The sequence below is a fragment of the Streptomyces sp. NBC_00353 genome (genome assembly GCF_036108815.1).
Classification (GTDB): domain Bacteria; phylum Actinomycetota; class Actinomycetes; order Streptomycetales; family Streptomycetaceae; genus Streptomyces.
The window spans coordinates 8,227,165-8,250,622 of the sequence record NZ_CP107985.1 but is presented as its reverse complement, the minus strand read 5'-3'; the positions used below and the strand labels follow the sequence as shown (position 1 = coordinate 8,250,622).

General features: G+C 71.2%; 21 protein-coding genes. 12 read left to right on the top strand and 9 right to left on the bottom strand.

The window, feature by feature from the left end:
- Window positions 1-33 precede the first annotated feature (33 nt).
- The 3 genes from OHA88_RS37215 (at window position 34) to OHA88_RS37205 (ending at window position 3,118) form a co-directional block, all read left to right on the top strand.
- A complete protein-coding gene (locus tag OHA88_RS37215) occupies window positions 34-1,206 on the top strand; it encodes a sensor histidine kinase (protein ID WP_328628737.1) in 1,173 nt (390 codons plus the stop codon).
- Between the two features lie 4 nt (window positions 1,207-1,210).
- The gene (locus tag OHA88_RS37210; protein ID WP_267006357.1) at window positions 1,211-1,861 is read left to right on the top strand and encodes a response regulator; all 651 of its coding nucleotides are present in this window, start codon (window positions 1,211-1,213) and stop codon (window positions 1,859-1,861) included.
- Window positions 1,862-1,960: 99 nt separating this feature from the next.
- Complete coding sequence (locus OHA88_RS37205) at window positions 1,961-3,118, top strand: ROK family transcriptional regulator (RefSeq protein ID WP_328628736.1); 1,158 nt, start codon at window positions 1,961-1,963, stop codon at window positions 3,116-3,118.
- Window positions 3,119-3,166: 48 nt separating this feature from the next.
- Here the strand turns inward: OHA88_RS37205 and OHA88_RS37200 are convergent, their stop codons facing one another.
- Window positions 3,167-3,934, bottom strand: a complete 768-nt coding sequence (locus tag OHA88_RS37200; protein ID WP_328628735.1) for a GntR family transcriptional regulator — start codon at window positions 3,932-3,934, stop codon at window positions 3,167-3,169.
- A gap of 264 nt (window positions 3,935-4,198) precedes the next feature.
- The gene (locus OHA88_RS37195; protein WP_328628734.1) at window positions 4,199-5,083 is read right to left on the bottom strand and encodes an RNA polymerase sigma-70 factor; all 885 of its coding nucleotides are present in this window, start codon (window positions 5,081-5,083) and stop codon (window positions 4,199-4,201) included.
- A 190-nt stretch (window positions 5,084-5,273) separates the two neighbouring features.
- On the opposite strand from OHA88_RS37195, the gene OHA88_RS37190 reads away from it, so the two are divergent.
- The 3 genes from OHA88_RS37190 to OHA88_RS37180 all read left to right on the top strand — a co-directional run bounded on the left by OHA88_RS37190 (window position 5,274) and on the right by OHA88_RS37180 (window position 9,797).
- Window positions 5,274-6,104: an alpha/beta fold hydrolase gene (locus OHA88_RS37190; RefSeq protein WP_328628733.1), complete on the top strand. Its 831-nt coding sequence runs from the start codon at window positions 5,274-5,276 to the stop codon at window positions 6,102-6,104.
- Between the two features lie 204 nt (window positions 6,105-6,308).
- On the top strand, window positions 6,309-7,889 hold the full coding sequence (locus OHA88_RS37185; protein ID WP_328628732.1) for an alkaline phosphatase D family protein: 1,581 nt from the start codon (window positions 6,309-6,311) through the stop codon (window positions 7,887-7,889).
- Between the two features lie 456 nt (window positions 7,890-8,345).
- Window positions 8,346-9,797: a GNAT family N-acetyltransferase gene (locus tag OHA88_RS37180; protein WP_443044389.1), complete on the top strand. Its 1,452-nt coding sequence runs from the start codon at window positions 8,346-8,348 to the stop codon at window positions 9,795-9,797.
- Here the strand turns inward: OHA88_RS37180 and OHA88_RS37175 are convergent.
- On the bottom strand, window positions 9,733-10,944 hold the full coding sequence (locus OHA88_RS37175; RefSeq protein WP_328628730.1) for a trans-sulfuration enzyme family protein: 1,212 nt from the start codon (window positions 10,942-10,944) through the stop codon (window positions 9,733-9,735). The genes OHA88_RS37180 and OHA88_RS37175 overlap by 65 nt on opposite strands.
- Window positions 10,945-11,003: 59 nt before the next feature.
- Between OHA88_RS37175 and OHA88_RS37170 the strand changes: the two genes are divergently transcribed.
- The gene (locus OHA88_RS37170) at window positions 11,004-11,510 is read left to right on the top strand and encodes an Lrp/AsnC family transcriptional regulator (protein ID WP_328628729.1); all 507 of its coding nucleotides are present in this window, start codon (window positions 11,004-11,006) and stop codon (window positions 11,508-11,510) included.
- 173 nt (window positions 11,511-11,683) lie between these two features.
- Window positions 11,684-13,369 (top strand): DUF885 domain-containing protein, encoded by a 1,686-nt coding sequence (locus OHA88_RS37165; protein WP_328628728.1) that lies wholly within the window; start codon window positions 11,684-11,686, stop codon window positions 13,367-13,369.
- A gap of 172 nt (window positions 13,370-13,541) precedes the next feature.
- Here OHA88_RS37165 and OHA88_RS37160 read toward each other — a convergent pair whose 3' ends face one another.
- On the bottom strand, window positions 13,542-14,030 hold the full coding sequence (locus OHA88_RS37160) for a rhodanese-like domain-containing protein (protein WP_328628727.1): 489 nt from the start codon (window positions 14,028-14,030) through the stop codon (window positions 13,542-13,544).
- Between the two features lie 94 nt (window positions 14,031-14,124).
- Between OHA88_RS37160 and OHA88_RS37155 the strand changes: the two genes are divergently transcribed.
- Entirely contained in the window at window positions 14,125-14,571 is a 447-nt protein-coding gene (locus OHA88_RS37155; protein ID WP_326602363.1) for an Lrp/AsnC family transcriptional regulator, read from the top strand.
- On the opposite strand, the gene OHA88_RS37150 is transcribed toward OHA88_RS37155, so the two are convergent.
- The 3 genes from OHA88_RS37150 to OHA88_RS37140 all read right to left on the bottom strand — a co-directional run bounded on the left by OHA88_RS37150 (window position 14,561) and on the right by OHA88_RS37140 (window position 19,773).
- Window positions 14,561-17,695, bottom strand: a complete 3,135-nt coding sequence (locus tag OHA88_RS37150; RefSeq protein ID WP_328628726.1) for an SMC family ATPase — start codon at window positions 17,693-17,695, stop codon at window positions 14,561-14,563. The two genes, OHA88_RS37155 and OHA88_RS37150, sit on opposite strands and share 11 nt — an antisense overlap.
- Window positions 17,692-18,858, bottom strand: a complete 1,167-nt coding sequence (locus OHA88_RS37145; RefSeq protein WP_328628725.1) for an exonuclease SbcCD subunit D — start codon at window positions 18,856-18,858, stop codon at window positions 17,692-17,694. Before OHA88_RS37145 ends, OHA88_RS37150 begins: the two co-directional genes overlap by 4 nt.
- A 288-nt stretch (window positions 18,859-19,146) precedes the next feature.
- The gene (locus tag OHA88_RS37140; RefSeq protein ID WP_328628724.1) at window positions 19,147-19,773 is read right to left on the bottom strand and encodes a YigZ family protein; all 627 of its coding nucleotides are present in this window, start codon (window positions 19,771-19,773) and stop codon (window positions 19,147-19,149) included.
- Window positions 19,774-19,831: 58 nt separating this feature from the next.
- Here OHA88_RS37140 and OHA88_RS37135 point away from each other — a divergent pair, with 58 nt between their 5' ends.
- Entirely contained in the window at window positions 19,832-20,257 is a 426-nt protein-coding gene (locus OHA88_RS37135) for a CoA-binding protein (protein WP_328628723.1), read from the top strand.
- Between the two features lie 70 nt (window positions 20,258-20,327).
- Entirely contained in the window at window positions 20,328-21,161 is an 834-nt protein-coding gene (locus OHA88_RS37130; protein WP_443044321.1) for an aminoglycoside N(3)-acetyltransferase, read from the top strand.
- A gap of 100 nt (window positions 21,162-21,261) precedes the next feature.
- Here the strand turns inward: OHA88_RS37130 and OHA88_RS37125 are convergent, their stop codons facing one another.
- Complete coding sequence (locus OHA88_RS37125) at window positions 21,262-21,822, bottom strand: YbaK/EbsC family protein (protein WP_328628722.1); 561 nt, start codon at window positions 21,820-21,822, stop codon at window positions 21,262-21,264.
- A gap of 44 nt (window positions 21,823-21,866) precedes the next feature.
- Window positions 21,867-22,439 carry a helix-turn-helix domain-containing protein gene (locus OHA88_RS37120; RefSeq protein WP_328628721.1) on the bottom strand — a complete coding sequence of 191 codons (573 nt, stop codon included), beginning with the start codon at window positions 22,437-22,439 and terminating at the stop codon, window positions 21,867-21,869.
- Window positions 22,440-22,533: 94 nt separating this feature from the next.
- On the opposite strand from OHA88_RS37120, the gene OHA88_RS37115 reads away from it, so the two are divergent.
- Window positions 22,534-23,400: a DMT family transporter gene (locus OHA88_RS37115; RefSeq protein ID WP_328629881.1), complete on the top strand. Its 867-nt coding sequence runs from the start codon at window positions 22,534-22,536 to the stop codon at window positions 23,398-23,400.
- Window positions 23,401-23,458: the final 58 nt, after the last annotated feature.

The window sequence follows — 23,458 nt, the reverse complement described above, 5'->3', positions numbered from 1 at the left end:
CGCCGCGCTCGGGGTCACTGACACGATGGCAGCATGCGCCGTTTCCTCCGTCCGCTGACCGACTCCGTCACCTACACCCGCTGGCTGCATCTGCTCATTCCGACCGCGATCGTCAGCGTGTGGCTGTTCATTTCCCCCGATACACCCTGGGCGCCGATGGTCTTCGCCGTACCCGTGGGACTGCTGCCCGCCATGCGGCTCGCCGAGGGCGTCCAGGCGCAGTTGTTGCTCACACCTGACGAGCGGGGCAGTCCGGACGCATCGATCTCTGCCGCGTCCGCGGTGACTTGGGCGGATCGCTGGCGGACCGTGGCCTGGTTGGAAGTGCGGTTGTTGCTCTCCGGTGTGGCGACGTTCGCGACGGTGTGGCTGCCCGCGACGGCGGTCGATCTCGGGCTCACCGTGACCGATGAGGGCCCCAGCGGCGATTGGCTCCTCCGCTGGGTGGAGCCGCACTCGTGGTACGTCCTGTTCGTGCCGTTGCCGCTGCTGGTGCTGCTGGCCGTCATTGTGGTGTGCGGCAAGCTGGTCACTGCCGCTGCACGGTGGCTGCTCAGCCAGTCGCCGGTGGAGCGGCTGACCGCACTGGAGGAACGCACCGAGCAGCTGCTGGAGCGCAATCGCATCGCGCGCGAGCTCCACGACTCGATCGGGCATGCCTTGACCGTCGCGGTCGTCCAGGCGGGCGCGGCGCGGGCGGCGAAGGACCCTGAATTCACCGAACGGGCGCTGGCCGCGATCGAGGAGACGGGCCGGGATGCGCTGGACGATCTGGAGCGGGTGCTGCGGGTGCTGCGCGAATCGGACGCACCGGTGAGTCAGCGGCCGACGCTTGCCGAGGCGGACAGGCTGCTGGAGTCGGCGCGCGGTTCGGGGGCGAAGGTCGATGCCGAGATGTCCGGTCCGGTGGAGCTGGTGCCGGGGCCGGTGTCACGAGAGGGCTATCGGATCCTGCAGGAAGCTCTCACCAATGTGTTGCGCCACTCCGGGACCGTCCCCGTACGAGTACGCATCACGGTGACGGACGGCCGGCTCGAGCTGGAAGTGACGAATCCACTCACCGAATCGGCAGGCCCGCCCAGGGGCGGAAGCGGGCTGCGGGGCATACGTGAACGGGCCGCGCTCCTGGGCGGAAAGGCCAAGACCGGTCCGTACGACGGTGAGTGGCGGGTGCACGCAAGCCTCCCGCTGGACCGCCTAGGCTGACCGGATGCCGGTTACCGTTCTTCTGGTCGACGACGAACCCCTCGTACGCGCGGGGCTGCGCGCGGTCCTTGAGGCTCAGCCCGATATCGAGGTGGTGGGCGAGGCGGGCGACGGCGCCGCAGTGATCCCGCTGGTGCACAAGTTGCGCCCCGATGTGGTGGCGATGGATGTGCGGATGCCCTTGATGGACGGCATCGAGGCGACCCGGGTGGTGCTGCGCACGGTGCCTGAGCCGCCGAAGATCCTGGTGGTGACGACATTCGAGAACGACGAGTACGTGTACGAGGCGCTGCGCGCCGGGGCGGACGGCTTTCTGCTCAAGCGTGCCCGGCCCGCGGAGATCGTGCATGCGGTGCGCCTGGTTGCCGAGGGTGAGTCTCTGCTGTTCCCGGCCGCGGTCCGGCAGCTCGCCGCCGAGTACGGGACGAGCAAGGCGAAGGCGGTCATGAAGCGGGCCTCGCTCACCGAGCGCGAGGCTGCGGTGCTCCGGTTGATGGCCCGGGGACTCTCGAATGCGGAGATCGCCGCCAAGCTCGTGGTCGGCGTCGAGACGGTGAAGACCCATGTCAGCGCGGTGCTGGCAAAGTTGGGGGCCAGGGATCGGACCCAGGCGGTGATCGCCGCGTACGAGTCCGGCTTCGTGGCTCCGAGCTGACGCCGGTCCCGCCCGGAACCCGTAGCGGCCCACGGTCGCCCTGCTTCCGGGCAGCGAGTACGATCCGCCTGACATGCGCACGAGCTGGAAGGAATCACCGTGGGCCGGCTGACCGGTGGGGACCCGTCGCTGCTGCGACGGATCAATTCCGCGGTGGTGCTTCATGCTCTCAGGGGTGCCCACTCCCCCACGCTCACGGACCTGACCCGGATCACAGGTCTGTCCCGGCCCACGGTGGAAGGGGTCGTCGAGGGGCTTTTCGAGGCCGGGCTGGTCGTCGAGGCGACGCCCGACGAGGGTGAAGCCAGGCGTCAGGGCAGGCCGGCCCGCCGGTTCCGGTTCCGCGCGGAGGCAGGGCATCTGCTCGGCATCGAGATCGGTCCGCACCGCGTCTCCGCGCTGCTGTCCGGGCTGGACGGCCGGATCATCGGTGCCGGTTCGCGCGAGGTGTCGGAGACCGCCTGCGCGGATGACCGGCTCGACCGGGTCAGGGCCGTGGTCGCCGATCTCCTGCGGCGTACCGGGGTGGCCCGGAGCAGTCTGCGTGCGGTCGGGGTGGGCAGCCCGGGCATCGTGGAGGCCGACGGGACGGTACGGCTGGGCACCGCGCTGCCGGACTGGACCGGTCTCGCGCTCGGTGAGCGGCTGCGGCGCTCCTTCCGATGTCCGGTCCTGGTGGAGAACGACGCCAATGCAGCAGCCGTGGCGGAGCACTGGAAGGGCGCGGCCACCGAGTCCGACGACATCGTGTTCGTCCTTGCGGGGCTGAGTCCGGGAGCCGGTTCACTGATCGGCGGTCGGCTGCACCGTGGTTTCGGTGGGGCAGCGGGCGAGATCGGCGCGCTCCATCTGCTGGGCCGCGAAGTCACTCCGGAGAAGCTGCTGTCGACGACGGACACGCCGCTGGACCCGTTGGACGAGCAGGCTGTCGCCGCGGTGTTCGCACAGGCTCGCCACGGTGACGTGCGGGCGATGGCGGCGGTCGAGCGGTTCATCCAGCGCCTGGTGCACGATGTGGCGGCGCTGGTGCTGGCGCTCGACCCGGAGCTGGTGGTCGTCGGCGGGTGGGCCGCGGGACTGGACGGCGTCCTTGATCCGCTCCGCGGCGAGCTGGCCCGCTACTGTCTCCGGCCGCCGCGGGTCGCGCTGTCGCTGCTCGGCGAGGCGGCCGTGGCCACCGGCGCGCTGCGGCTGGCACTCGACCATGTCGAGGAGCAGCTGTTCGCGGTGGAGGGCACGGTGACGGCCCGCCGCTGAGTGCGACGGGCCGCGCGTTCATGTACAAGCCGGTGGGGCCGGCCGGTCTCAGGAAGCCTTGCGCTCCTGGCCGGGGTGACTGATTTCCAGGTCACCCGAGGCGCCGAAGGTGAGCCGGCAGGTGTCGGCCCGGTAGGTGGCGACGGAGACAGCGGCCGTGCCTCCTGCGGCGAGGTAGCGGGTGGTGACGACGAGGACGGGTGCGCCGGGGAGGCGGTCGAGCTCCTTGGCGTCGTCCGCACGGGCCGAACCGAGCTCCACCGAACGGTCCTGGCCGTCAAGGCCGAGACGGTGCAGTTCACGCACGACGCTGCGGGCGCGGGTGGGACCGGACGGGCTCTCGATCGCCGACAGTTCGGGCACGGACGACGACGGCACGTACAGGAGCTCCGCCGCGACGGGCTGTCCCTGGGTGACCCGGATCCGGCGGACGATGTGCACGGACTCGTCGCTCTCCACGTCGAGCATGGCGAGCACCGGGGCGGGTGCGACGGCGGTCGTGCAGTCGACGGCCTGCCAGGCCTCGCCGGCACCGCCGTCCGCCCAGTCGTGCTGCGCGGTCGAGACGGCTACGCCCAGGCGCGGCGGTGCGACCGTGGTCCCGACGCCACGGCGGCGCTGCAGCCTGCCTTCGAGTTCGAGCTGCTCCAGAGCCTGCCGGAGCGTGGCCCGTGCGACGCCGAACCGGGCAGCGAGCTCACGCTCGTTGGGCAGGATCTCTCCCACCGCAAAGTCCGAGTCGAGTGCCTCACTGAGCACGGTCTTGAGGTGCCAGTACTTCGGCTCCTGTACCGATTCCAGCTGCGTGGTCCCCACCCTGTCCTCCGCAATCACCCAGCGTCTTTTTCCGCGACGTTATTTATTAAAGGTTCCTGTCTTAACGTTGAGACCATAGGACGGCACACCCCCTTGGTCAAGACCAATCCTTATTCCGTCACGCAGCGAAACGGGCCTCTGCCGCAGAGCGTTCACAGGACGTTCGCGGTCCCGTGAGGCCCGCGCAGCACAAAGCCCCACGGCCGGCGGGTCCGTGGGGCTTCGGTCGAGGCAGGTGTCGGGGCGGGCGTCGGATCGGGCGGGCTATTCGGCAGCCAGGCCGATGAGTTTGTCAGGATTGCGAACGATATATACGCACTGGATGACGCCGTCCCTGATGTCGACCTGGAGGACGGTATCGAGCTTTCCACCGAAAAGCACCAGCAGGGCCGGACCGCCGTTCAGCTCCAGGAATCGGATCTCCATGTCCGGAGCCTGATCGTGGGCGACGGCCATGAGGAAGCGGCCGACCTTGTCCTGGCTCTCGATGATCCGCAGCGGCGCCTTCGACTTTCCGCCACTGTCGCCGACCAGCCGCACATCGGGGGCGAGCAGCACCAACAGCTCCTCGATGTCGCCGCCCGCCGCCGCGGCGAGAAACCGTTCCGTGAGGTCACGGCGCTGGGCCGGGTCGACGTCGTAACGCGGCTTGCGCTCCTCCACATGCCGCCGGGCACGCCCGGCGAGCTGACGTACCGCAGCCTCCGTCCGGTCGAGGGTCGTGGCGATCTCCCCGTACGGGAAGCCGAAGGCCTCGCGCAGGACGAAGACGGCGCGCTCCAGCGGGGAGAGCGATTCGAGGACGACGAGCACGGCGACCGATACGGAGTCGGCGAGAACAGCCTGCTCGGCGGTGTCGGGAACAGCGGGACCGAAGTCGGTGACGAGCGGTTCGGGCAGCCAGGGTCCGACGTACGCCTCGCGCCGCGACTGCAACTGCCGCAGCCGGTCGACAGCGAGGCGGGTGGTGATCCGTACGAGGAACGCGCGCGGCTCCCGTACGTCCTCGCGCGACGCGGACGACCAGCGCAGCCACGCCTCCTGCACCACGTCCTCGGCATCGGCGATCCGGCCGAGCATGCGGTAGGCGACCCCGGTGAGGACGGGGCGGTGTTCTTCGAATACGTCGGTCACGGTGTCGGTGGTCACCGCTCCATCCCAGCCGACGCGCCGCGCCGTGTCCAGCACGAATTACCCGGCCCCCTTGAACTGGAGGCTACTGGACGGTAATTGTTGTTGACGGGACGTCTAAATCTGTTCAGGCACCGTCTCTTGCACGGCACTACACGGAACTCGACACTCCAGCACTCACGCCCGGCCCAACCCTGGGAGCAGCCGCATGGCCAGCACGGTCTCGTTCAGCGTCGACTCACCCCGAGGTCCGCGGACCGTGTCCGTGGCGTACGAACGGACCGGTTCCGGAGAGCCGCTGTTGCTGCTCCACGGCATCGGACACCACCATCAGGCCTGGGATCCGGTGCTGCCCGTGCTGGCACCGGAGCGAGATGTCATAGCCGTGGATCTGCCCGGCTTCGGCGTCTCCCCGGCGCTCCCGGACGGTGTTCCGTACGACCTGGGGAGCGTGGTGCCGGTGCTCGGCGCGTTCTGTGAGGCGCTCGGCGTGGACCGGCCGCATGTCGCAGGGAACTCGCTCGGTGGACTGCTGGCACTGGAGCTGGGCCGCGAGAAGCTCGTCAGATCGGTGACGGCGCTGTCGCCCGCCGGATTCTGGACGCAGAGCGAGCGGCGCTACGCGTTCGCAACGCTGCGGGCCATGCGGCAGGGCGCACTGGCCTTGCCGATGCCCTTGATCGAAGGGCTCTCGCGGAGCGCGGCCGGGCGTGCCGCGCTGACGAGCACCATCTACGCGCGCCCCGGCCGCCGTTCACCCGAGGCGGTCGTCTCGGAGACCGTCGCCCTGCGCGAGGCGTCCGGATTCCACGAGACGCTCGCCGTCGGACGGAGTGTCGCGTTCACCGACGATGTGCCGGGGCTGCCGGTGACTGTCGCCTGGGGCAGTCGCGACCGTCTGCTGCTGCGCCGGCAGGGGATCAGAGCCAAGCACACCATCCCCGGTGCCCGGCTGGTGCGGCTGCCCGGCTGCGGGCACGTACCGATGAACGACGATCCGGCGCTCGTGGCACGCGTCATCCTCGACACCAGTCGCTGACCAGGCAGAGGCCTCCGGACCGGCTTCACCGAGCGGCACGGCGGGCCGCGGAACGCCCAACGGGAGGCGCACGGACGGGACATCGACGCCTGGCGCGGCCCGCTGTTCATCTGAGGTTGGTGTGCTCGCCGCCGACGGGCACAAAGGTGGGGCCCGTCGACCGGCCACCCGTACCTCTGTCCCGCTGCCCCCGGAGGCACCTCCATGTCGTACCGTCCGCGCATCCCTTCGCCCGACCGCCGCACTGTGCTGCGCGGTTCACTGGCCGCTTCGGCCGCGCTCACGCTCCCGGTGGCAGCGGCGGCAGCCCCCGCCTTCGCTCTGTCCGGCCGACCGCGCGCGGCCTGGGGCGTTCAGGTGGGTGATGTCACCGCATCGTCCGCCCTGGTCTGGGTGCGTTCGGACCGTCCGGCGCGGATGATCGTGGAGACGTCGGCAACGGAGTCGTTCCGGCGGGCGCGCACCTGGCACGGGCCTCTGGTCGGCTCCGGTACCGACTTCACCGGCACGACGCCGCTGTACGGGCTGCCCGCCGGCGAGCAGGTGCACTACCGGGTGACGCTCGCGGACCCGGACGATCCGCGCCGGACCGGTGAGCCGGTGTACGGGACGTTCCGTACCGCGCCCGCCCGGCGCCGCGACGGGGTCCGCTTCCTGTGGTCCGGCGACATCGCGGGACAGGGCTGGGGCATCAACCCGGACATCGGCGGCTACCGGGTGTACGACGAGATGCGCCGTCTCGACCCGGATTTCTTTCTCTGCAGCGGTGACAACATCTACGCGGACGGGGTGATCGAGCCGAGCGTGACGCTGCCCGACGGCCGGGTCTGGCGCAACGTCACCACCGAGGAGAAGGCGAAGGTCGCCGAGACGCTCGCCGAGTACCGCGGAAACTTCCGCTACAACCTCCTTGACGACAACCTGAGGAAGTTCAACGCACAGGTGCCGTCGATCATCCAGTGGGACGACCACGAGGTACGCAACAACTGGTATCCGGGGCAGATCCTGGACGACGTCCGGTACACCGAGAAGAACGTCGACGTCCTGGCCGCGCGTTCGATGCGGGCGTTCCGCGAGTACTTCCCGGTGTCCACGCTGCACGAATCGTCCGGCGACGGCCGCGTGCACCGGGTGGTGCGGCACGGCCCGCTGCTCGACGTGTTCGTCCTCGACATGCGGTCGTTCCGCAACGCGAACTCCCCCGGCCGGCAGCCCGACGACACCACGGGCATCCTCGGCGCCGAGCAGCTCGAATGGCTCAAGCGCGAGCTGTCGCGGTCCCGCGCGGTGTGGAAGGTGATCGCCGCGGACATGCCGCTGGGACTTGTCGTCACGGACGGTGCGACGGACTTCGAGGCGGTGGCCCAGGGCGATCCCGGTGCCCCGCTCGGCCGTGAGCTGCAGATCGCGGAGCTGCTGCGGTTCATCAAGCACCGCCGGATCACCGGCACACTCTGGCTGACGGCCGATGTGCACTACACATCGGCGCAGCATTACGCCCCCGAGCGCGCGGCGTTCAAGGACTTCGCACCGTTCTGGGAGTTCGTGTCGGGGCCGCTGGCCGCCGGTGGTTTCCCCGCCAATGCGCTGGACAGCACGTTCGGTCCCGACCGGGTCTTCGTGCGGGCGCCCGACCGGGCGAATGTGTCGCCGATGGAGTCGCCGCAGTTCTTCGGCGAGGTCGACATCGACGGCGACAGTGGCGAGTTGACGGTGCGGCTGCGGGCTCAGGGCGGTTCGGTGCTGTTCAGCAAGGTTCTGCAGCCGGGACGCGTCGGACAGTGAGCCTGCGCCGCTGACCGACGTGGGCGGAGGTCCCTGGCGGCTGTCCGGGGCCGATTGGCTGTGGTGGTGACGGGGCCGGGCCGACAACCGGGCTCGCCGCAGTGGCCGCGCGCGGCGGATCGTCGCAGTTGGTGCGACACGCGGTGCGGCTGCAGGCTGCCTGGGAGCAGGGTGCGGGGGCGACGGCCGTGGACATCGTCCCGTAACCGGATGCGCCTCGCTGTAACCGGGCGGGTCCCGGATCGGCCCGCCCCACCACGCCACTCGCTGCCCGCACCCGCTGCGGACCGTTCACAAGCTGCCGCAACCCGCGCACGCACCGCCACAACCGCAATCACTCAAGACATTAACCCGCCAAAAACCGGCGATAGGGGACTAGATCCACACTTAACCCATCAGTCACAAGGCGTTCGTGATCAGGCAACACCGCTCCGTCACAGTGGAGCCATGACTGATGTGACATCTGCGAAGAGTGCCCGCCGCCCCCACCACTGGCGGCGGGACCTGATCGAACTGGCCGCCCTGTTCACCGCGGTCGCGGTGGCCGACGCGATCGCCAACCTGATCGGGCACCAGCCGGACGGGCCGTACCTGCTGGTCGCCTCGGCCGTGGCGCTGACTGCAACGGCCACGTTCCACACATGGTGGGCACGGCGGCACAGTCACGCGCCCCCGCCGACCGCCGACGGCCCGGGTGCCGACCACGACAGCTCGGCCCCGGACCGTTCCACCGACCGCCTCACCGCCGCCACACGTACCGGCGCCGCCGCTCCGGTGACTGCGCCCGCTGCCGCGGGCCCTGCCCTCTCCGCCGGGGAAACGGTGCTGTGGCGAATGCGGACCACTGTCCGGGACACCCCCGGCAGCCTGGCCGCGCTGTGCATCGCGCTCGCCCGGCACCGGGTCGACATCCTCACCCTGCAGACGCACCCACTGGCCCAGGGCACGGTCGACGAGTTCCTGCTGCGTGCCCCGGCCACGCTCCAGGCGCAGCAGCTGAGCCGGGCCATTTCCGCCGCGGGCGGCAGCTCCACCTGGATCGAGCGTGCCGACGCACACGATCTGGTGGATGCCCCGACGCGCATTCTGGGCCTCGCCACGCGCACGGCCCTGGATGCGGCCGAACTCCCCCTCGCCCTGCGTCAGCTGCTCGGCCGCTGCACCATCCACTCGCTCCCTGCCGTGTCGATCAGTGGCCGCGCCACCGGCGAGACCGCGCCGGTCGAGGGGGTGCTGGAAGAGACCGTGATGCGACTGCGCGACCCGTCCGGCGGTGCGATCACGATCGAACGGCCCTATCTGCCGTTCACGCCGACCGAGTTCGCCCGGGCCCGTGCCCTGGTCGAGCTCGACGCGCGGCTCGGCCCCCGCGTCCCGGGCAGCGAGCATGTACTCACGCTCCCCGAGGGCAACGAGATCACCGTGCGCCGCGCGGACCAGAGCGACCTGGCAGCCGCCCGCGCCATGCACGACCGTTGCTCCGATCAGACACTGCGGCTGCGGTACCACGGTCCGGTCCATGACGCGGACCGCTATCTGGACCACCTGCTGAGCCCCCGGTTCGGCCGCACCCTGGCTGTTCAGACGGCCTCCGGCCGGCTCGTCGCCCTCGGCCACCTCCTCTGGGACGGCGACGAGACCGAGGTCGCCCTCCTCGTCGAGGACGACTGGCAGCGCCGCGGCATCGGCTCCGAGCTGCTGGGCCGCCTGGTGACGCTCGCCATCGAGGCCGGCTGCGAGAGCGTCTACGCGGTCACCCAGGCGTCGAACACCGGCATGGTTGCCGCGATGCGGGCCCTCGCGCTGCCTCTCGACTACCAGATCGAGGAAGGCACGCTCGTGATCACCGCCCGGCTGGAAGCGACTCCGGTACGGTCCCTACCGCCGTACGAGCAGGCGGGTCGCTGAGCGCCTGACACAGGTCGGCCCACAGGTCCTCGACGTCCTCCAGACCGACCGACATGCGCAGCAGCCGGTCGCCGACACCCGCGGCCTGCCGGTCTCCCTCATCCACAATGCGGTGGCTGATGGAGGCCGGATGCTGGATCAGGCTGTCGACACTGCCGAGGCTGACCGCCGGCGTGATGAGCCGCACCGCGGAGATCACCCGGTGCGGATCCCCGTACACCTCGAACGAGACCATCGCTCCGCCCACCTTCGGGTAGTGGACCCGGGCAATGCGTGGGTCGGCGGTCAGCCGACGGGACAGTTCGGCGGCGCTCGCGGAAGCGGCGCGGACCCGCACCGGCAGGGTGGAGAGCCCGCGCAGCAGCAGATACCCGGCCATGGGATGCAGCACCCCGCCGGTGGCGAAGCGGACCTGACGCAGCCGGGCCGCGAACTCCTCGTCGCAGGCGACGACCCCGCCCATCACATCGCCGTGCCCGCCCAGGTATTTGGTGGCGCTGTGCAGGACGATCCTGGCCCCGTGCTCGACGGGCCGTTGCAGGACGGGGGTGGCGAAGGTGTTGTCGACGAGCAGCGGCACCGAGCCGCAGGAGTGCGCGATCGCCCGGATGTCGACCTCGGCGAGCGTCGGGTTCGCCGGCGTCTCGACCATCACCAGACCTGTGTCCGGACGGATGGCTCCCGCGATGCCCGCCGGATCGGTCCAGGTGACTTCGGTGCCCAGCAGTCCGGCGCCGAGGAGATGGTCGCTGCAGCCGTAGAGCGGACGGACGGCGACCACATGGCGCAGCCCCATGCTCGCGCGGGCCAGCAGGACGGCGGTGAGCGCCGCCATTCCGCTGGCGAACGACACGGCGCTCGCGGTCCCTTCGAGTCGGGCGAGTGCCGTCTCGAATCGGGCCGTGGTCGGGTTGTCGAGCCGGGCGTAGACGGGCGGCCCGTCGAGCCTGGCGCCGGTGGTGGCGAAGGTGTCGATCCGTTCCGCCTCTCCCCTGGAGTCGTACGAGGGGTAGGTGGTGGACAGATCGATCGGCGGGGCGTGCAGGCCGAGTGCAGCGAGGTCGTCGCGTCCGGCGTGCACTGCTTCGGTGGCCAGGGCCCTGGACCGGGGTGTCGTCAAGGGCCGCATCGAGGCTTCGGTGTCCATGACACCACTCTGAACAGTCGCCGGACCTGTGCGCTGAAGTGCCGTGCTACGTTCGATGAATGACCGAATCTGTCGTTCTGGACCCGGTGGACCTGCACATTCTGCGGCTGCTGCAGAACGATGCCCGGACCACCTACCGCGAACTGGCCGCCGAAGTCGGCGTCGCACCGTCGACGTGCCTGGACCGGGTGACCAGGCTGCGCCGCTCGGGAGTCATTCTCGGCCACCAGCTGCGGCTCGACCCGGCCCGGCTCGGCCGCGGCCTGGAGGCGCTGCTCCTGGTGCAGGTCCGCCCGCACCGGCGGGAGCTCATCGGCCCGTTCGTCGACCGGATCAGGGCGTTGCCGGAGTCCCGTGCACTTTTCCATCTGACCGGCCCCGACGACTACCTGGTCCATGTGGCAGTCGCGGACACCGCGGATCTGCAGCGGCTGGTGCTGGACGAGTTCACCTCGCGGCGCGAGGTGGCCCGGGTGGAGACCCGGCTGATATTCCAGCAGTGGGAGTGCGGGCCGCTGCTGCCTCCGTCGGCCGCAACGCCCGGACGGACCGCGGAGACCGAATGACCGGTCCCGGCCACCTCGTCGAACGGCCGGGACCGGCCATCGCGGCCCAACGATCAAGTCCGGCCACCGCGTCCGCATGACCCGGTGCGGTCACCGGGACTGTCACAAATGCGACAGCCCGTCGAGCCCGATTGCTAGTGACGCGGGCCCCCTGGCCGTACGAGGATGTTCGCATGTCAGACACTACGCACAGCGCACTGCCCCGCCAGGTCGCCGACGACTACGTCGACGCATTCATCGAACTCGACCCGATCGCAGGCACCTACCTCGGCGTCGAGGCAAGCTCCAGCCGCCTGCCCGACTTCTCCCCCGCCGGACAGGAAGCTCTTGCCGAGCTGGCCCGCACCACGCTGGTGAAGCTCGACGCGGCCGAGCAGCTGCCGGGCGCGGACAGCGATGCCGAGCGCCGCTGCGGCCGCCTGCTGCGCGAGCGGCTGACGGCGGAACTCGCCGTCCATGAGGCCGATGAGAGCTTGCGCGCCGTCTCCAATCTGCATTCCCCGGCGCACAGCGTCCGTGAGGTGCTGACGGTGACGCCGACCGAGACCGACGAGGACTGGGCCGCGATCGTGGAGCGGCTGCGCGCGGTTCCCGCGGCCCTGGAGGGGTACCGCACCTCCCTCGCGCTGGGTCTGGAACGGAAGCTGTACGGCGGCCCGCGGGCCACCACCACCTTTGTCGGCCAGCTGACGGAGTGGATCGGCGACAACGGGACGGGGTTCTTCCAGAGCTTCGTCGCTCCGGGCCCGGACGCGCTGCGCGCCGATCTGGACGACGCCGCCCGGCAGGCCACGACGTCCTTGGTGGCGCTGCGCGACTGGATGCGCGATGTGTACGCCCCCGAGATCGAGGGTGCGCCCGACACGGTGGGCCGCGAGCGGTACGCCCGCTGGTCGCGCTATTTCAACGGCACCGATCTGGATCTCGACGAGGCGTACGCGTACGGCTGGTCCGAGTACCACCGGCTGCTCGCCGAGATGAAGACCGAGGCCGAGAAGGTACTGCCGGGCGCGGGTCCCTGGGAGGCGCTGGCCCACCTCGACGTGCACGGCAAGCACATCGAGGGTGTCGACGAGGTCCAGGCCTGGTTGCAGGGCCTGATGGACGAGGCCATAGAAGCACTCGACGGCACGCACTTCGAACTCGCCGAGCGGGTACGGAAGGTGGAGTCCCGGATCGCACCGCCCGGCGGCGCCGCGGCTCCCTACTACACGGGCCCTTCCGAGGACTTCTCGCGTCCCGGCCGCACCTGGCTGCCCACCATGGGCGAGACCCGCTTCCCGGTCTACGACCTGGTCTCCACCTGGTACCACGAGGGCGTGCCCGGTCACCACCTGCAGATCGCGCAGTGGACGCACGTCGCCGACAGCCTCTCCCGCTACCAGGCGTCGATCGGCATGGTCAGCGCCAACGCCGAGGGCTGGGCCCTGTACGCGGAGCGGCTCATGGACGAGCTGGGCTTCCTGCCGGACGCCGAGCGCCGCCTCGGCTACCTGGATGCGCAGATGATGCGCGCCTGCCGGGTGATCGTGGACATCGGCATGCACGCGGAGCTGGAGATCCCGGCGGACTCCCCCTTCCGTCCCGGCGAGCGGTGGACGCCCGAGCTGGCCCAGGAGTTCTTCGGCAACCACAGCGGCCGGCCTGCGGAGTTCGTGGAGAGCGAACTGACTCGCTACCTGTCCATGCCGGGGCAGGCCATCGGCTACAAGCTGGGCGAGCGTGCCTGGCTGCTGGGCCGGGAGAACGCCCGCAAGGCGCACGGCGACGCGTTCGACGCCAAGGCCTGGCACATGGCTGCCTTGTCGCAGGGGTCGCTGGGTCTCGACGATCTGGTCGACGAGCTGTCGAAGCTCTGACCCCGGACCACGCTCAGTGAGACGGCGGCCGGACCCGGTCCAGTGCCATGGGCCCGGCCGCCGTCGGCCACCCGCTTGCGCCCGATTCCTCCCGGCGCCCAGGTGAGTTTCCGCCGGGGCGGTCGGACCGGCGATGGTCGTCGGTCCCCTCGGTACGCATGGCTTGCGCCGTTCAGCAGCCGCACTCGTCGGAGTCGACCGGTGCGGTGAGCGGGTCGGCGGTGCGCCGCCGGCGCCCTTCCCAGGTCTCGAACTCGAAGCCCTCGCGCGCCCAGTACTCGAATCCGCCGAGCATCTCCTTGACCTGGTAGCCGAGTTCGGCGAGGGCCAGCGCGGCGCGGGCGGCGCCGTTGCAGCCGGGGCCCCAGCAGTACGTGACCACGGGCACGGCCGGGTCGAGGAGCTCCCGGGCCTGCTCGGCGATGAGCGCGGTGGGCAGGTGGACGGCGCCGGGGATGTGCCCCTGGTCCCACGAGGCGGTGGACCGGGAGTCGAGGACGACGAAGCCGGGGTCCGAGCCGGCCGCGAGCGCGGCGGCGACGTCGGAGACATCGGCGTGGAAGGCGAGCGAGCCGCCGAAGTAGGCGGCGGCCGCGGCCGGGGAGGCCGGCGGGACTCGGAGGACGGGGTTACCGGCGGAGGCCGTGAGCTGCGAAGTCATGACCAAAAATCTACGACCGGTGATCCTTTGCGAGAAGAAGAGATCCCCGGTACAACACTTGATTCTCCGGGGAATTCCCTGTTGTCTCACCGGCATGACCGACTATTCCACGGACGCAACCGACTGGCGCATCCTCGATGTCCTGCAACGCGACGGACGGGCCACCTTCGCCGAACTGGCGCGCGAGGTCGCCATGTCCCCCAGCGCGGTGACGGAGCGGGTGCGTCGGCTGGAGGAGGCGGGCATCATCCGTGGTTACGCCGCCGTGGTGGACCCGGAGCGGCTCGGGCTGCCGATTCTCGCCCTCGTACGGCTGCGCTATCCGAACGGCAACTACAAGCCGTTCCACGATCTCCTCGACACCACGCCCGAGATCGTGGAGGCCCACCATGTCACCGGCGACGACTGCTTCGTGCTCAAGGTCACCGCCCGCTCGATGAGTCATCTGGAAGGGGTCTCGGGGAAGATCGGCGCGCTCGGCTCCGTCACCACCAGCGTCGTCTACTCCTCACCCCTCCCCCGGCGGGCCATCAGCCGCTGACCGCACCGCCGGACCGGTGCCGCACCGCCGATCCGTGCCGCTCCTTGACCACTTCGAGCTGGGCGGGGATACGGCGGCGCAGATCGGCGACATGGCTGACGATGCCGACGCTGCGGTCCCGCTCACGCAGCGAGTCGAGTACGTCGAGCACCTCGTCCAGGGTCTGGTCGTCCAGACTGCCGAACCCCTCGTCGATGAAGAGGGTGTCCAGCCGGACCCCGCCCGCCTCGTCGGTGACGACATCGGCGAGGCCGAGCGCCAGGGCGAGCGAGGCGAAGAACGTCTCACCGCCGGAGAGCGTGGCTGTGTCGCGCTCTCGGCCGGTCCAGGCGTCGACGACATGCAGCCCGAGGCCGGCCCGGCGGCCTCCGGTGCGCGCGTCGGAGTGGACCAGTGTGTAGCGGCCCGACGACATGCGCTGCAGCCGCGCCGTGGCTGCGGCCGCGACCTGTTCGAGCCGGGCGGCGAGCACGTACGACTCCAGTCGCATCTTGCGTTCGTTGTCGGCCGAGGTTCCGGCGGCGAGGCCGGCGAGCCGTGCGACCCGCTCGTACTCCTCGCGCAGCGGGCCCAGCCTGCGCACCTCGTCCGCCGCACGGCGCGACAGCCGGTCGAGTTCGGTGCAGCGCTCCCGGGTGGCGGCGAGCGTGGCGGCGGCGTCCCTCACCTGCCGCTCGGCCGCGTCGTACGCGGCCTGCGCTGCGTCCGGGTCGGCCCGCGGGCGTTCGGCGGCGGCGCGGGTCTCCACCTCGGCGAGCCGGTCGGCGACGGCGGCGGCCTCGGCCTGCCAGGCGTCGATCAGGTGCTGGAGTTCGCGCTGCTCGAAGGCCGGGAGCAGGGTCGCCGCGGCGGCCTGCGGCGTGTCGAAACCGGCCCGGAACGCGGCGTCCGCGAGCCGGCCGTCGGCCTCCTTGCTGCGCTGCGCCGCCGCTTCCTCGGCGCGCACCGCCTCCGCGGCGTCGGCGAGCAGGGCGACCCGGCGCTCCAGCAGGGCGGCGTGCGCGGCGACGCTGCCGGCCTCCCCGCGGGCGGTCACCAACTCGGCTTCCAGGGCGGACTGTTCGCGGTCGAGCCCTTCCCGCCGGGAGGTCCGGGCAGCGGCGCGCCGCTCGGCCGACTGGCGCCCTTCGAGCCGCTCGGTCTGCTCCCGTTCGGCAGCTGCGAGAGCCTCGCGTGCGGCGTGCGTGCCGGCCGCGGTGCGGTGCGCCCGGGCGTGCTCGGTCGCCAACCGGGTGACCAGGGTGTCGAGTTCGGCGACGGTGGGGTCAGGGTCCGGTGACGTGACGACGTGGGCCGCGTCGGCAACGGCGGCATTGTCACCGGACAGGTCGTCGGCGCCCGGTCCGGTGATGCGGCCCTCGCTGCCATCTGCCGCACCTGCGCCCCGCGCAGGCCGGGCCTCAGCCCGCGCCGCAGCGTGCTTCTCGCGTACGACTCCGAGCTCCCGGTCCGCCTCCGTACGGACCTGCTCGGCCCGTCGGTGTGTATCGAGAGCGGCCTCTTCGGTCGCCTTGTCGACATGCCCGTCACCGGCCCGGGCCGGCTTCGGGTGGTCGCCCGACCCGCACACCTTGCAGGCCTCGCCGTCGACCAGCTGCGCCGCGAGCTCGGCGGCGATGTCGCGCAGCCGCCGCTCGCGCAGCTCCAGCCACTTCTCATGGGCACCGAGCGCGCGCTCCCGGGCCGCGGCCAGCCGGTCCGCGGCGGCCGCCGTCTGCGTCGCGAGCGCATCACGGCGCCGTGCCGCTTCCAGCTGTCGGCGAGCCGGTTCCAGCCGGCCCGCCAGCTGTTCGGCGCGGGTCGCGGACTCCTGCGCAGCTTCGATGCGTTCCTGAAGGCCACGGCGGGTGGATTCCCAGCCCGTGAGCCAGCCTTCCGCTTCCAGGATCAGTTCGTCGTCGGCCCGGGCCTGCCGCTCCAGTTCGGCCCGCTCGGTGTCGATCTCCGCGCTGCGCCGCTCGGCCCGACGCGCGGCGTCGAGGCCGCCGAGCTCCTGCCGTAGCCTGCGTTCCAGAGCCGCCAGCTGTTCCGCGCCGGCGTCGACAAGGGTGTCCGGCAGCTGGGCGCGGGCGCGCTCACGGGCCGCGCTCGCCGCGCGGTAGACCCGCTCCGCTTCGTCACGCACCTCCAGTGCGGGGGCGACGAGATCTGCTTTGCGGGCACGTTCGAGCCGGTCGTGGTGCCCGTCGCGGTCGGGGCGACGGGCTTCGAGTTCGGTGGCACGGCGCCGCGTCTCCTCGTACCGCTGCTGAAGCCTGGCGAGTTCGCGCGCGGTGTCGAGTTCGCGGCGGGCTGCCGCCTGTCGGCTCTCGGCCGCGGCCAGGACGGACTCAGCGATGTCGAGTCGTTCCCGGGCGCCGCTGCGGGCGACGGCGGACCATTCCAGTACACCGTCCGACAGTCCCGGTTCGCCGGGCTGGGCGTCCGGCAGGGGCAGCTCGCCGGCCGCCGGCCCCGCGGCCTGGGCGATCCGCTGGGCGATCGCGAGAATCTGTTCGTCGCCGGCCTTGACCTGGGTTTCTGCGGTACGGCGCAGTTCGGTGAGGCGTTCCTCGACGGCCGCGAAGCGGCGGGTGTCGAAGAGTCTGCCGAGCAGCTTGCCGCGTGCTTCGGCGTCGGCGCGCAGAAACCGTGCGAAGTCGCCCTGCGGCAGAAGGACCACCTGGCAGAACTGGTCCCGGCTCATCCCGATGAGCTGGGTGATCTCCTCACCGATCTCCTGATGCGACCGGCTGAGCGCCTGCCAGCCGTTCTCGGGGTCGTACTCGCGCAGCCAGCTCTGGGCCTTCTCGGTGGTGAAGCCGTCGCCCTTCTTCTTGGGGCGGGGCTGGGCGGGGCGCCGGGTGATCTCCAGGCGCCGTCCGCCGACGGTCAGTTCCAGCCGCACTTCGGTGGGGAGGCCGGCCGGGGCGTGGTCGCTGCGCAGCGAGGTGCCGGGGCTCTGCCGGGCACCGGGCACCGCGCCGTACAGCCCGTAGCAGACGGCGTCGAGGACGGAGGTCTTCCCGGCCCCGGTGGGACCGTGCAGCAGAAAGAGTCCCGCAGACGAGAGCGCGTCGAAGTCGACTTCCTGGGTGGCGCCGAACGGGCCGAAGGCGGTGAGGGCGAGTCCGTGGAGTCTCAACGGTTCACCTCGCGTACGCCGTCGTCCACCCGTACGTGGTCGAAGGCGCCGCGCAGCACCGTACGCTCCCGGTCGTCCGCCCCGTTCCCGCCCCGGACATGCGCCACGAAGTCCTCCGCGATCTGCTGGTCGTCGCGCCCCTTGAGGCGCTGTGCGTACGAGGCGAGCGGGTCCTCGGGGGCCCGCTCGGGTTCGAGGACGAGGCTGAGGGTGTGCGGGAACCGCGCCATGAGACGGGCCATCGGCTCGTCCGGACGGACGGGGTCGGTGAGGGTGGCCTCCACCCACGCCTCCTCGTGCCGAGCCAGCGCGGGGTCGTCGAGAAGCATGTCGAGGCGGCCGCGGAGCCGGGCGAGCGGCCGGGGCACCGGGAAGTCGATCCGTTCGGCGGCGATGGCTCCCGTGGCGTCGAGGTCGATCAGCCACATGGTCTTGCGGTGGTCCACCTCGGAGAAGGAGTAGGCGAGGGGCGAGCCGGAGTAGCGCACCCGATCGGTGACGACCTGACTGCCGTGCAGGTGGCCGAGCGCCGTGTAGTCGACGCCGTCGAAGACTCCGGCGGGGACGGCGGCCACTCCGCCGACGGTGATGTCGCGCTCGCTGTCGCTGGGTGCGCCGCCCGCGACGAAGGCATGGGCGAGCACCACGGACCGGGTGGAGTCCGGCCGTGTCGCGAGGTCGGCGCGGACCCGGTCCATGGCGGCGGTCAGCACGGCCTCGTGTCCGGCCCGCTCCGCTTTGAACACGTCCTTGACGAGTGCCGGTTCGAGGTAGGGAAGTCCGTAGAACGCGACGTCGCCGTGGTCGTCCCGCAGGACGACCGGGGTGGCGCACTGCGCGGGGTCGGTCCGCAGATGGATGCCGGCCCGGCCCATCAGACCGGCGCCCACGCCGAGCCTGCGGGCCGAGTCATGGTTTCCGGAGATCATCACCGTGGGTACGCCGACGGCGGCGAGCCGGTGCAGCGCCCGGTCGAAGAGCTCGACGGCGGACAACGGCGGCACGGCCCTGTCGTACACATCACCTGCCACCACGACGGCGTCGACCTCGCGTTCGCGCACAGTCGCCACCAGATGATCGAGACAGTCGGCCTGCGCCTCGAGCAGGGGGGCCCGGTGGAACGACCGCCCCAGGTGCCAGTCCGATGTGTGCAAAATCCTCAAGACCTGGCTCCGACCTGCATGTTTTGCTTCCTTCGCACCCAGCGTCCGCGCCTGCCGTGCCCGGGAGCCGCACCGGACCGGCGCGGGACTGCACGGACGCCACCGACCACGCTAACGCCGCTGTTCCCCTGATCCCTCACGAACCTGCTTCCTCACAGCCCACAGTCTCCCATCGCCGCGCACCACCTCCGGCATGTTCGGCGAATGAGATCGAGTTGGGTTCCGACGCCCGGGCGTTCCGCCTGCCAGAGGTCCCGCAGCGCGGCCGACCCACCCCGCCAGGCGCGATCAGGCGTCCCCGTACGCCTCACCGCCCAGCTCCAGCAGCGCCTCACCGGCGGTCGCATCGGCCAGCCAGCTCCGGAAGCTCTCGACATCGGAGTCCGGCAGTCCGATCTCGATGATCACCGCTTCCCCGTACCGGACCTCCCGCACGGCCAGTCCCGTGGCGCGCAGATCGTTCTCCAACCTGCCGGCCCGCTGGTGGCCGACGGTGATCGTGGCGAGCCGGAACCGCTGTCGGGTGATCGTGCCGAGCTCGTCCAGAGCCTCGCCCACCACCCCTCCGTAAGCCCGGATCAGTCCCCCGGCGCCGAGTTTCACACCGCCGTAGTAGCGGGTGACGACGGCGACGACGTACCGCATCTCGCGGCGCATCAGCATCTGCAGCATCGGGGCACCCGCGGTGCCGCCGGGCTCGCCGTCGTCACTGGCCTTCTGCACGGAGGCGTCGGCGCCGATCACGTACGCGAAGCAGTTGTGGCTGGCGGTCGGGTGTTCCCTGCGGATGCGTGCGACGAAGTCCTGCGCCTCCTGCTCGGTGGCGGCGGGGGCGAGCGCGCAGATGAAGCGCGATCGGTTGATCTCGGTCTCGTGCACGCCCGCTCGGGCGACCGTCCGGTACTGCTCCTGCATCCGGCCACCCTATGCGCAAGGCGGGAATGGCCCACGACCGCTGTCCGTTGAGCGAATCATGTATGCAGACGCAGCGGGGACCGAGACGGAGACGATCCGCAGGATTCTCCGGGACACGGGCGACACCTGGGCCGTGGTGGGACTGTCCAACAACGAGTCCCGCGCGGCCTACCGCGTCGCCGCGGTCCTCCAGCGCTTCGGTAAGCGCGTGGTCCCGGTGCACCCCAAGGCGGAACGGGTGCACGGCGAGGAGGGCTATGCGTCGCTGGCCGACATCCCGTTCCCGGTCGATGTGGTGGACGTCTTCGTCAACAGCGAACTGGCGGGCGCCGTCGCGGACGAGGCGGTCACGCTCGGCGCGAAGGCGGTCTGGTTCCAGCTCGGCGTGATCGACGAAGCTGCGTACGAACGCACGCGGGCGGCCGGGGTCGCCATGGTGATGGACCACTGCCCCGCGATCGAGATCCCCCGCCTGGACGGATGAGCGGGGTGCCACGCCTCGGCCGAATGTGCGGGGTGTCACACATGCCGAACGGCTGGGAGAATGTCCCGCTGTGAGTGTTACCGGTGCGTCCGCCGTCCTGACCGTTCCCCACCGACGAAGCCGGCTGGCCGATGAGCTGTCCGAACTCGGTGTGGCGCGGGGCGGTGTCCTCATGGTGCATGCGTCGATGCGCGCGACGGGAGCCGTGAGCGGCGGGGTACGAGCGGTGACAGGCGCACTTCGGGACGCGATCGGCGCGGACGGCACCCTGGTCGTCCCGTCGTTCACACCGGAGAACTCCGATACGTCCCCGCACTACCGCGAGCGGGTGCGCGGCCTCGGCGCCCCGGCCCGGGAGGCTGTGCGGGCGAGCATGCCGCCCTTCGACCGGGCGACGTCGGCCGCCCCGTCGATGGGCCGCCTCTCGGAGGCCGTACGACAGACGCCGGGGGCCGCGCGCAGCGGCCACCCCCAGACGTCGTTCACCGCGCTGGGCCCCCTGGCCGAGGAGCTCGTCGCGCACCACCGCCCCGACTGCCATCTCGGCGAGGACTCGCCGCTGGCCTGCCTCTATGACGTACGGGCTCAAGTGCTGCTGCTGGGCACCGGCTTCGACTCCTGCACCGCGTTCCACCTCGGCGAGTACCGCGTCCCCGACCCGCCCCGCCGCAGCTACCGCTGTGTGGTGACCACCGGAGGCAGGCGCCACTGGTGGGAGTACGAGGACGTCGCGCTGGACGACAGCGACTTCGCCGCGCTGGGGGCGGAGTTCGAGCGCACGGCCGACGGCACTGCGGTACGCACCGGCACGGTGGGCTCGGCGACCGCACGGCTCTTCCGCTTCACCGACGCGGTGGACTTCGCGACCCGCCGGCTTCCGTCCTACCGGGCGGCGCGGCCGTAACGGGGCCGAACGCCCCCTCGGTTCCCGGTGCTTGCCGCCGCCTCCGTCGAGTTGCGCGGACCTCGGCACCGCGACGACTTCGAACAGCAGCGTCGGCGCCTCACACCGTGACGCCGAGCCCCTCGACGAGTACCGCGTTCGGCAGTGCTGCGAGCGCCTTCCCCGGGACGATCAGCTTGCCCCGGCGGCTGCCGCTGCCGATCAGTACCCACTCCTCGTCCACCACTGCGGGGTCGAGCAGCAGCGGCCAGCCGGCCGGGAGTCCGATCGGGGTGATGCCCCCGTACTCCATGCCGGTCTCGCCGACCGCCGTGTCCATGGAGGCGAACGACGCCTTGCGGGCGCCGAGGTGCTTGCGGGCCGCCCCGTTCACATCGACGCGCGTACGGGAGAGGACGACGCAGGCTGCCAGGGTGGCCTCGCCGCCGCGCTTGCCGGCCACCACGACGCAGTTGGCCGACCGGTCGAGCAGATCGGCGCCGTGGTGGGCGACGAAGAGCGTCGTGTCCGCGATCTCCGGGTCCGTGTCGACATGCAGGATCCGGTCGGCGGGAACACCGCCCCACCCCTCGCGCACGGCCTCGGCGACCGTAGGGGTGAGGAGGTCGATGCGGTCGACGGCGGGGGCGGCATTCTCGAAGGTGCCGATGGGTGCGCGCATACCCGCCACGCTAACAGCGACCGTACGGCGGCCGATCGGGCGTCTCAGCGTACGGGCGGGATGGACACCGCCATCGTGAACTCGGCCGGTTCGGAGCCTTCGTTGCGGTAGGCGTGCGGGTGGTGCGCCTCGAAGGTGGCGGAGGTGCCCGCGGGTACGGAATGGGCCTCGCCGTCGACTTCCAGGGTGAGCACTCCCGCCGTGACGTGGAGCAGTTCGACGGTGCCTTCGGGGTGCGGGTCGGAGGTGCTGCCGTCGCCGGGCATCAGGCGCCAGGACCAGAGTTCGATCGGGCCTCTGGCCTCCGTACCGACGAGCAGGGTGGTGGAACTGCCCGATTCGGTGGACCACATGCGCACCGCCTGGTTCTCGGGAACCAGCCGGACATGCGATCCCTGTTCGTAGTCGAGCAGGGTGGTGATGCTGATGCCCAGGGCGTCGGCGAGCTTGACCGTGGTGCCGACACTCGGATTGGTGCGCGCCTGCTCGATCTGGATGATCATGCCGCGGCTGACCCCCGCGCGCGCGGCGAGGGCATCCAGGGTGAAGCCACGTTCACCGCGCCAGCGCTTGAGGTTGCGCGCGAGCGACTGGGTGAGCTGGTCGAGGTCAGACACATTCCGTCCAATATTCTGGATGACAGAGTCAAAAATACTGCACTACGGTGTGGTGCACCCAACCGTTCACCGCACTGTACTGCGAGGCATGCCGATGACAGCACTGTTCGCCCTGGCCACCAGCCTGCTGTGGGGGCTGGCCGACTTCGGCGGCGGGCTGCTCACCCGGCGTACGCCCGCGCTCACCGTGGTCGTCGCCTCGCAGGCCGTCGCGGCGGTCGTACTGGGCATCATCGTGGTCGCCACCGGCGGCTGGAACGAGGCCGGCGGTCAGCTCTGGTTCGCCGTGGCCGCCGGTGCCGTCGGCCCGGTGGCCATGCTGAGCTTCTACAAGGCGCTGGCGCTCGGCCCCATGGGGGTCGTCTCGCCACTCGGCTCGCTGGGCGTCGCGGTGCCGGTGAGTGTCGGACTGGTCATCGGCGAGCGGCCCGGGCTGCTGCAGTTCGCCGGGGTCGGCGTCGCGATCGCGGGCATCGTGCTGGCCGGTGGACCGGAGCTGCGCGGAGCACCGGTGCAGCGGCAGGCGGTGCTGCTGACGCTGGTGGCCGCATTCGGCTTCGGGGCGGTGATGTCGCTCATCGCGGAGGCGTCCACGACGGTCACCGGGCTGTTCCTGGCGCTCTTCGTGCAGCGCCTCACCAACATCGCGGTCGGCGGCGCTGCACTGTACGTATCGGTACGGCGCGGGGCGCGCGCGCTGCCCGAGGAGGGCGGGGCGGCCGTACTGCTGGCCACGCTGCCCGCCCTGGCCTTCGTCGGCCTCGCCGATGTCGCGGCCAACGGCACCTACTCGATCGCCGCGCAGCACGGCCCGGTCACCGTGGCCGCCGTCCTGGCCTCGCTCTATCCGGTGGTCACGGCCCTGGCCGCCCGCGGCGTCCTGGGCGAACGGCTGCGCGCGGTGCAGGCGGCGGGGGCCGGTCTGGCCCTGGTGGGGACCGTACTGCTCGCCACCGGGTAGGAAGCCGGCCGCAGGGGCTGCCCCGTAATCCCTGGCGGGCCGGGGATTACGGGGCAGC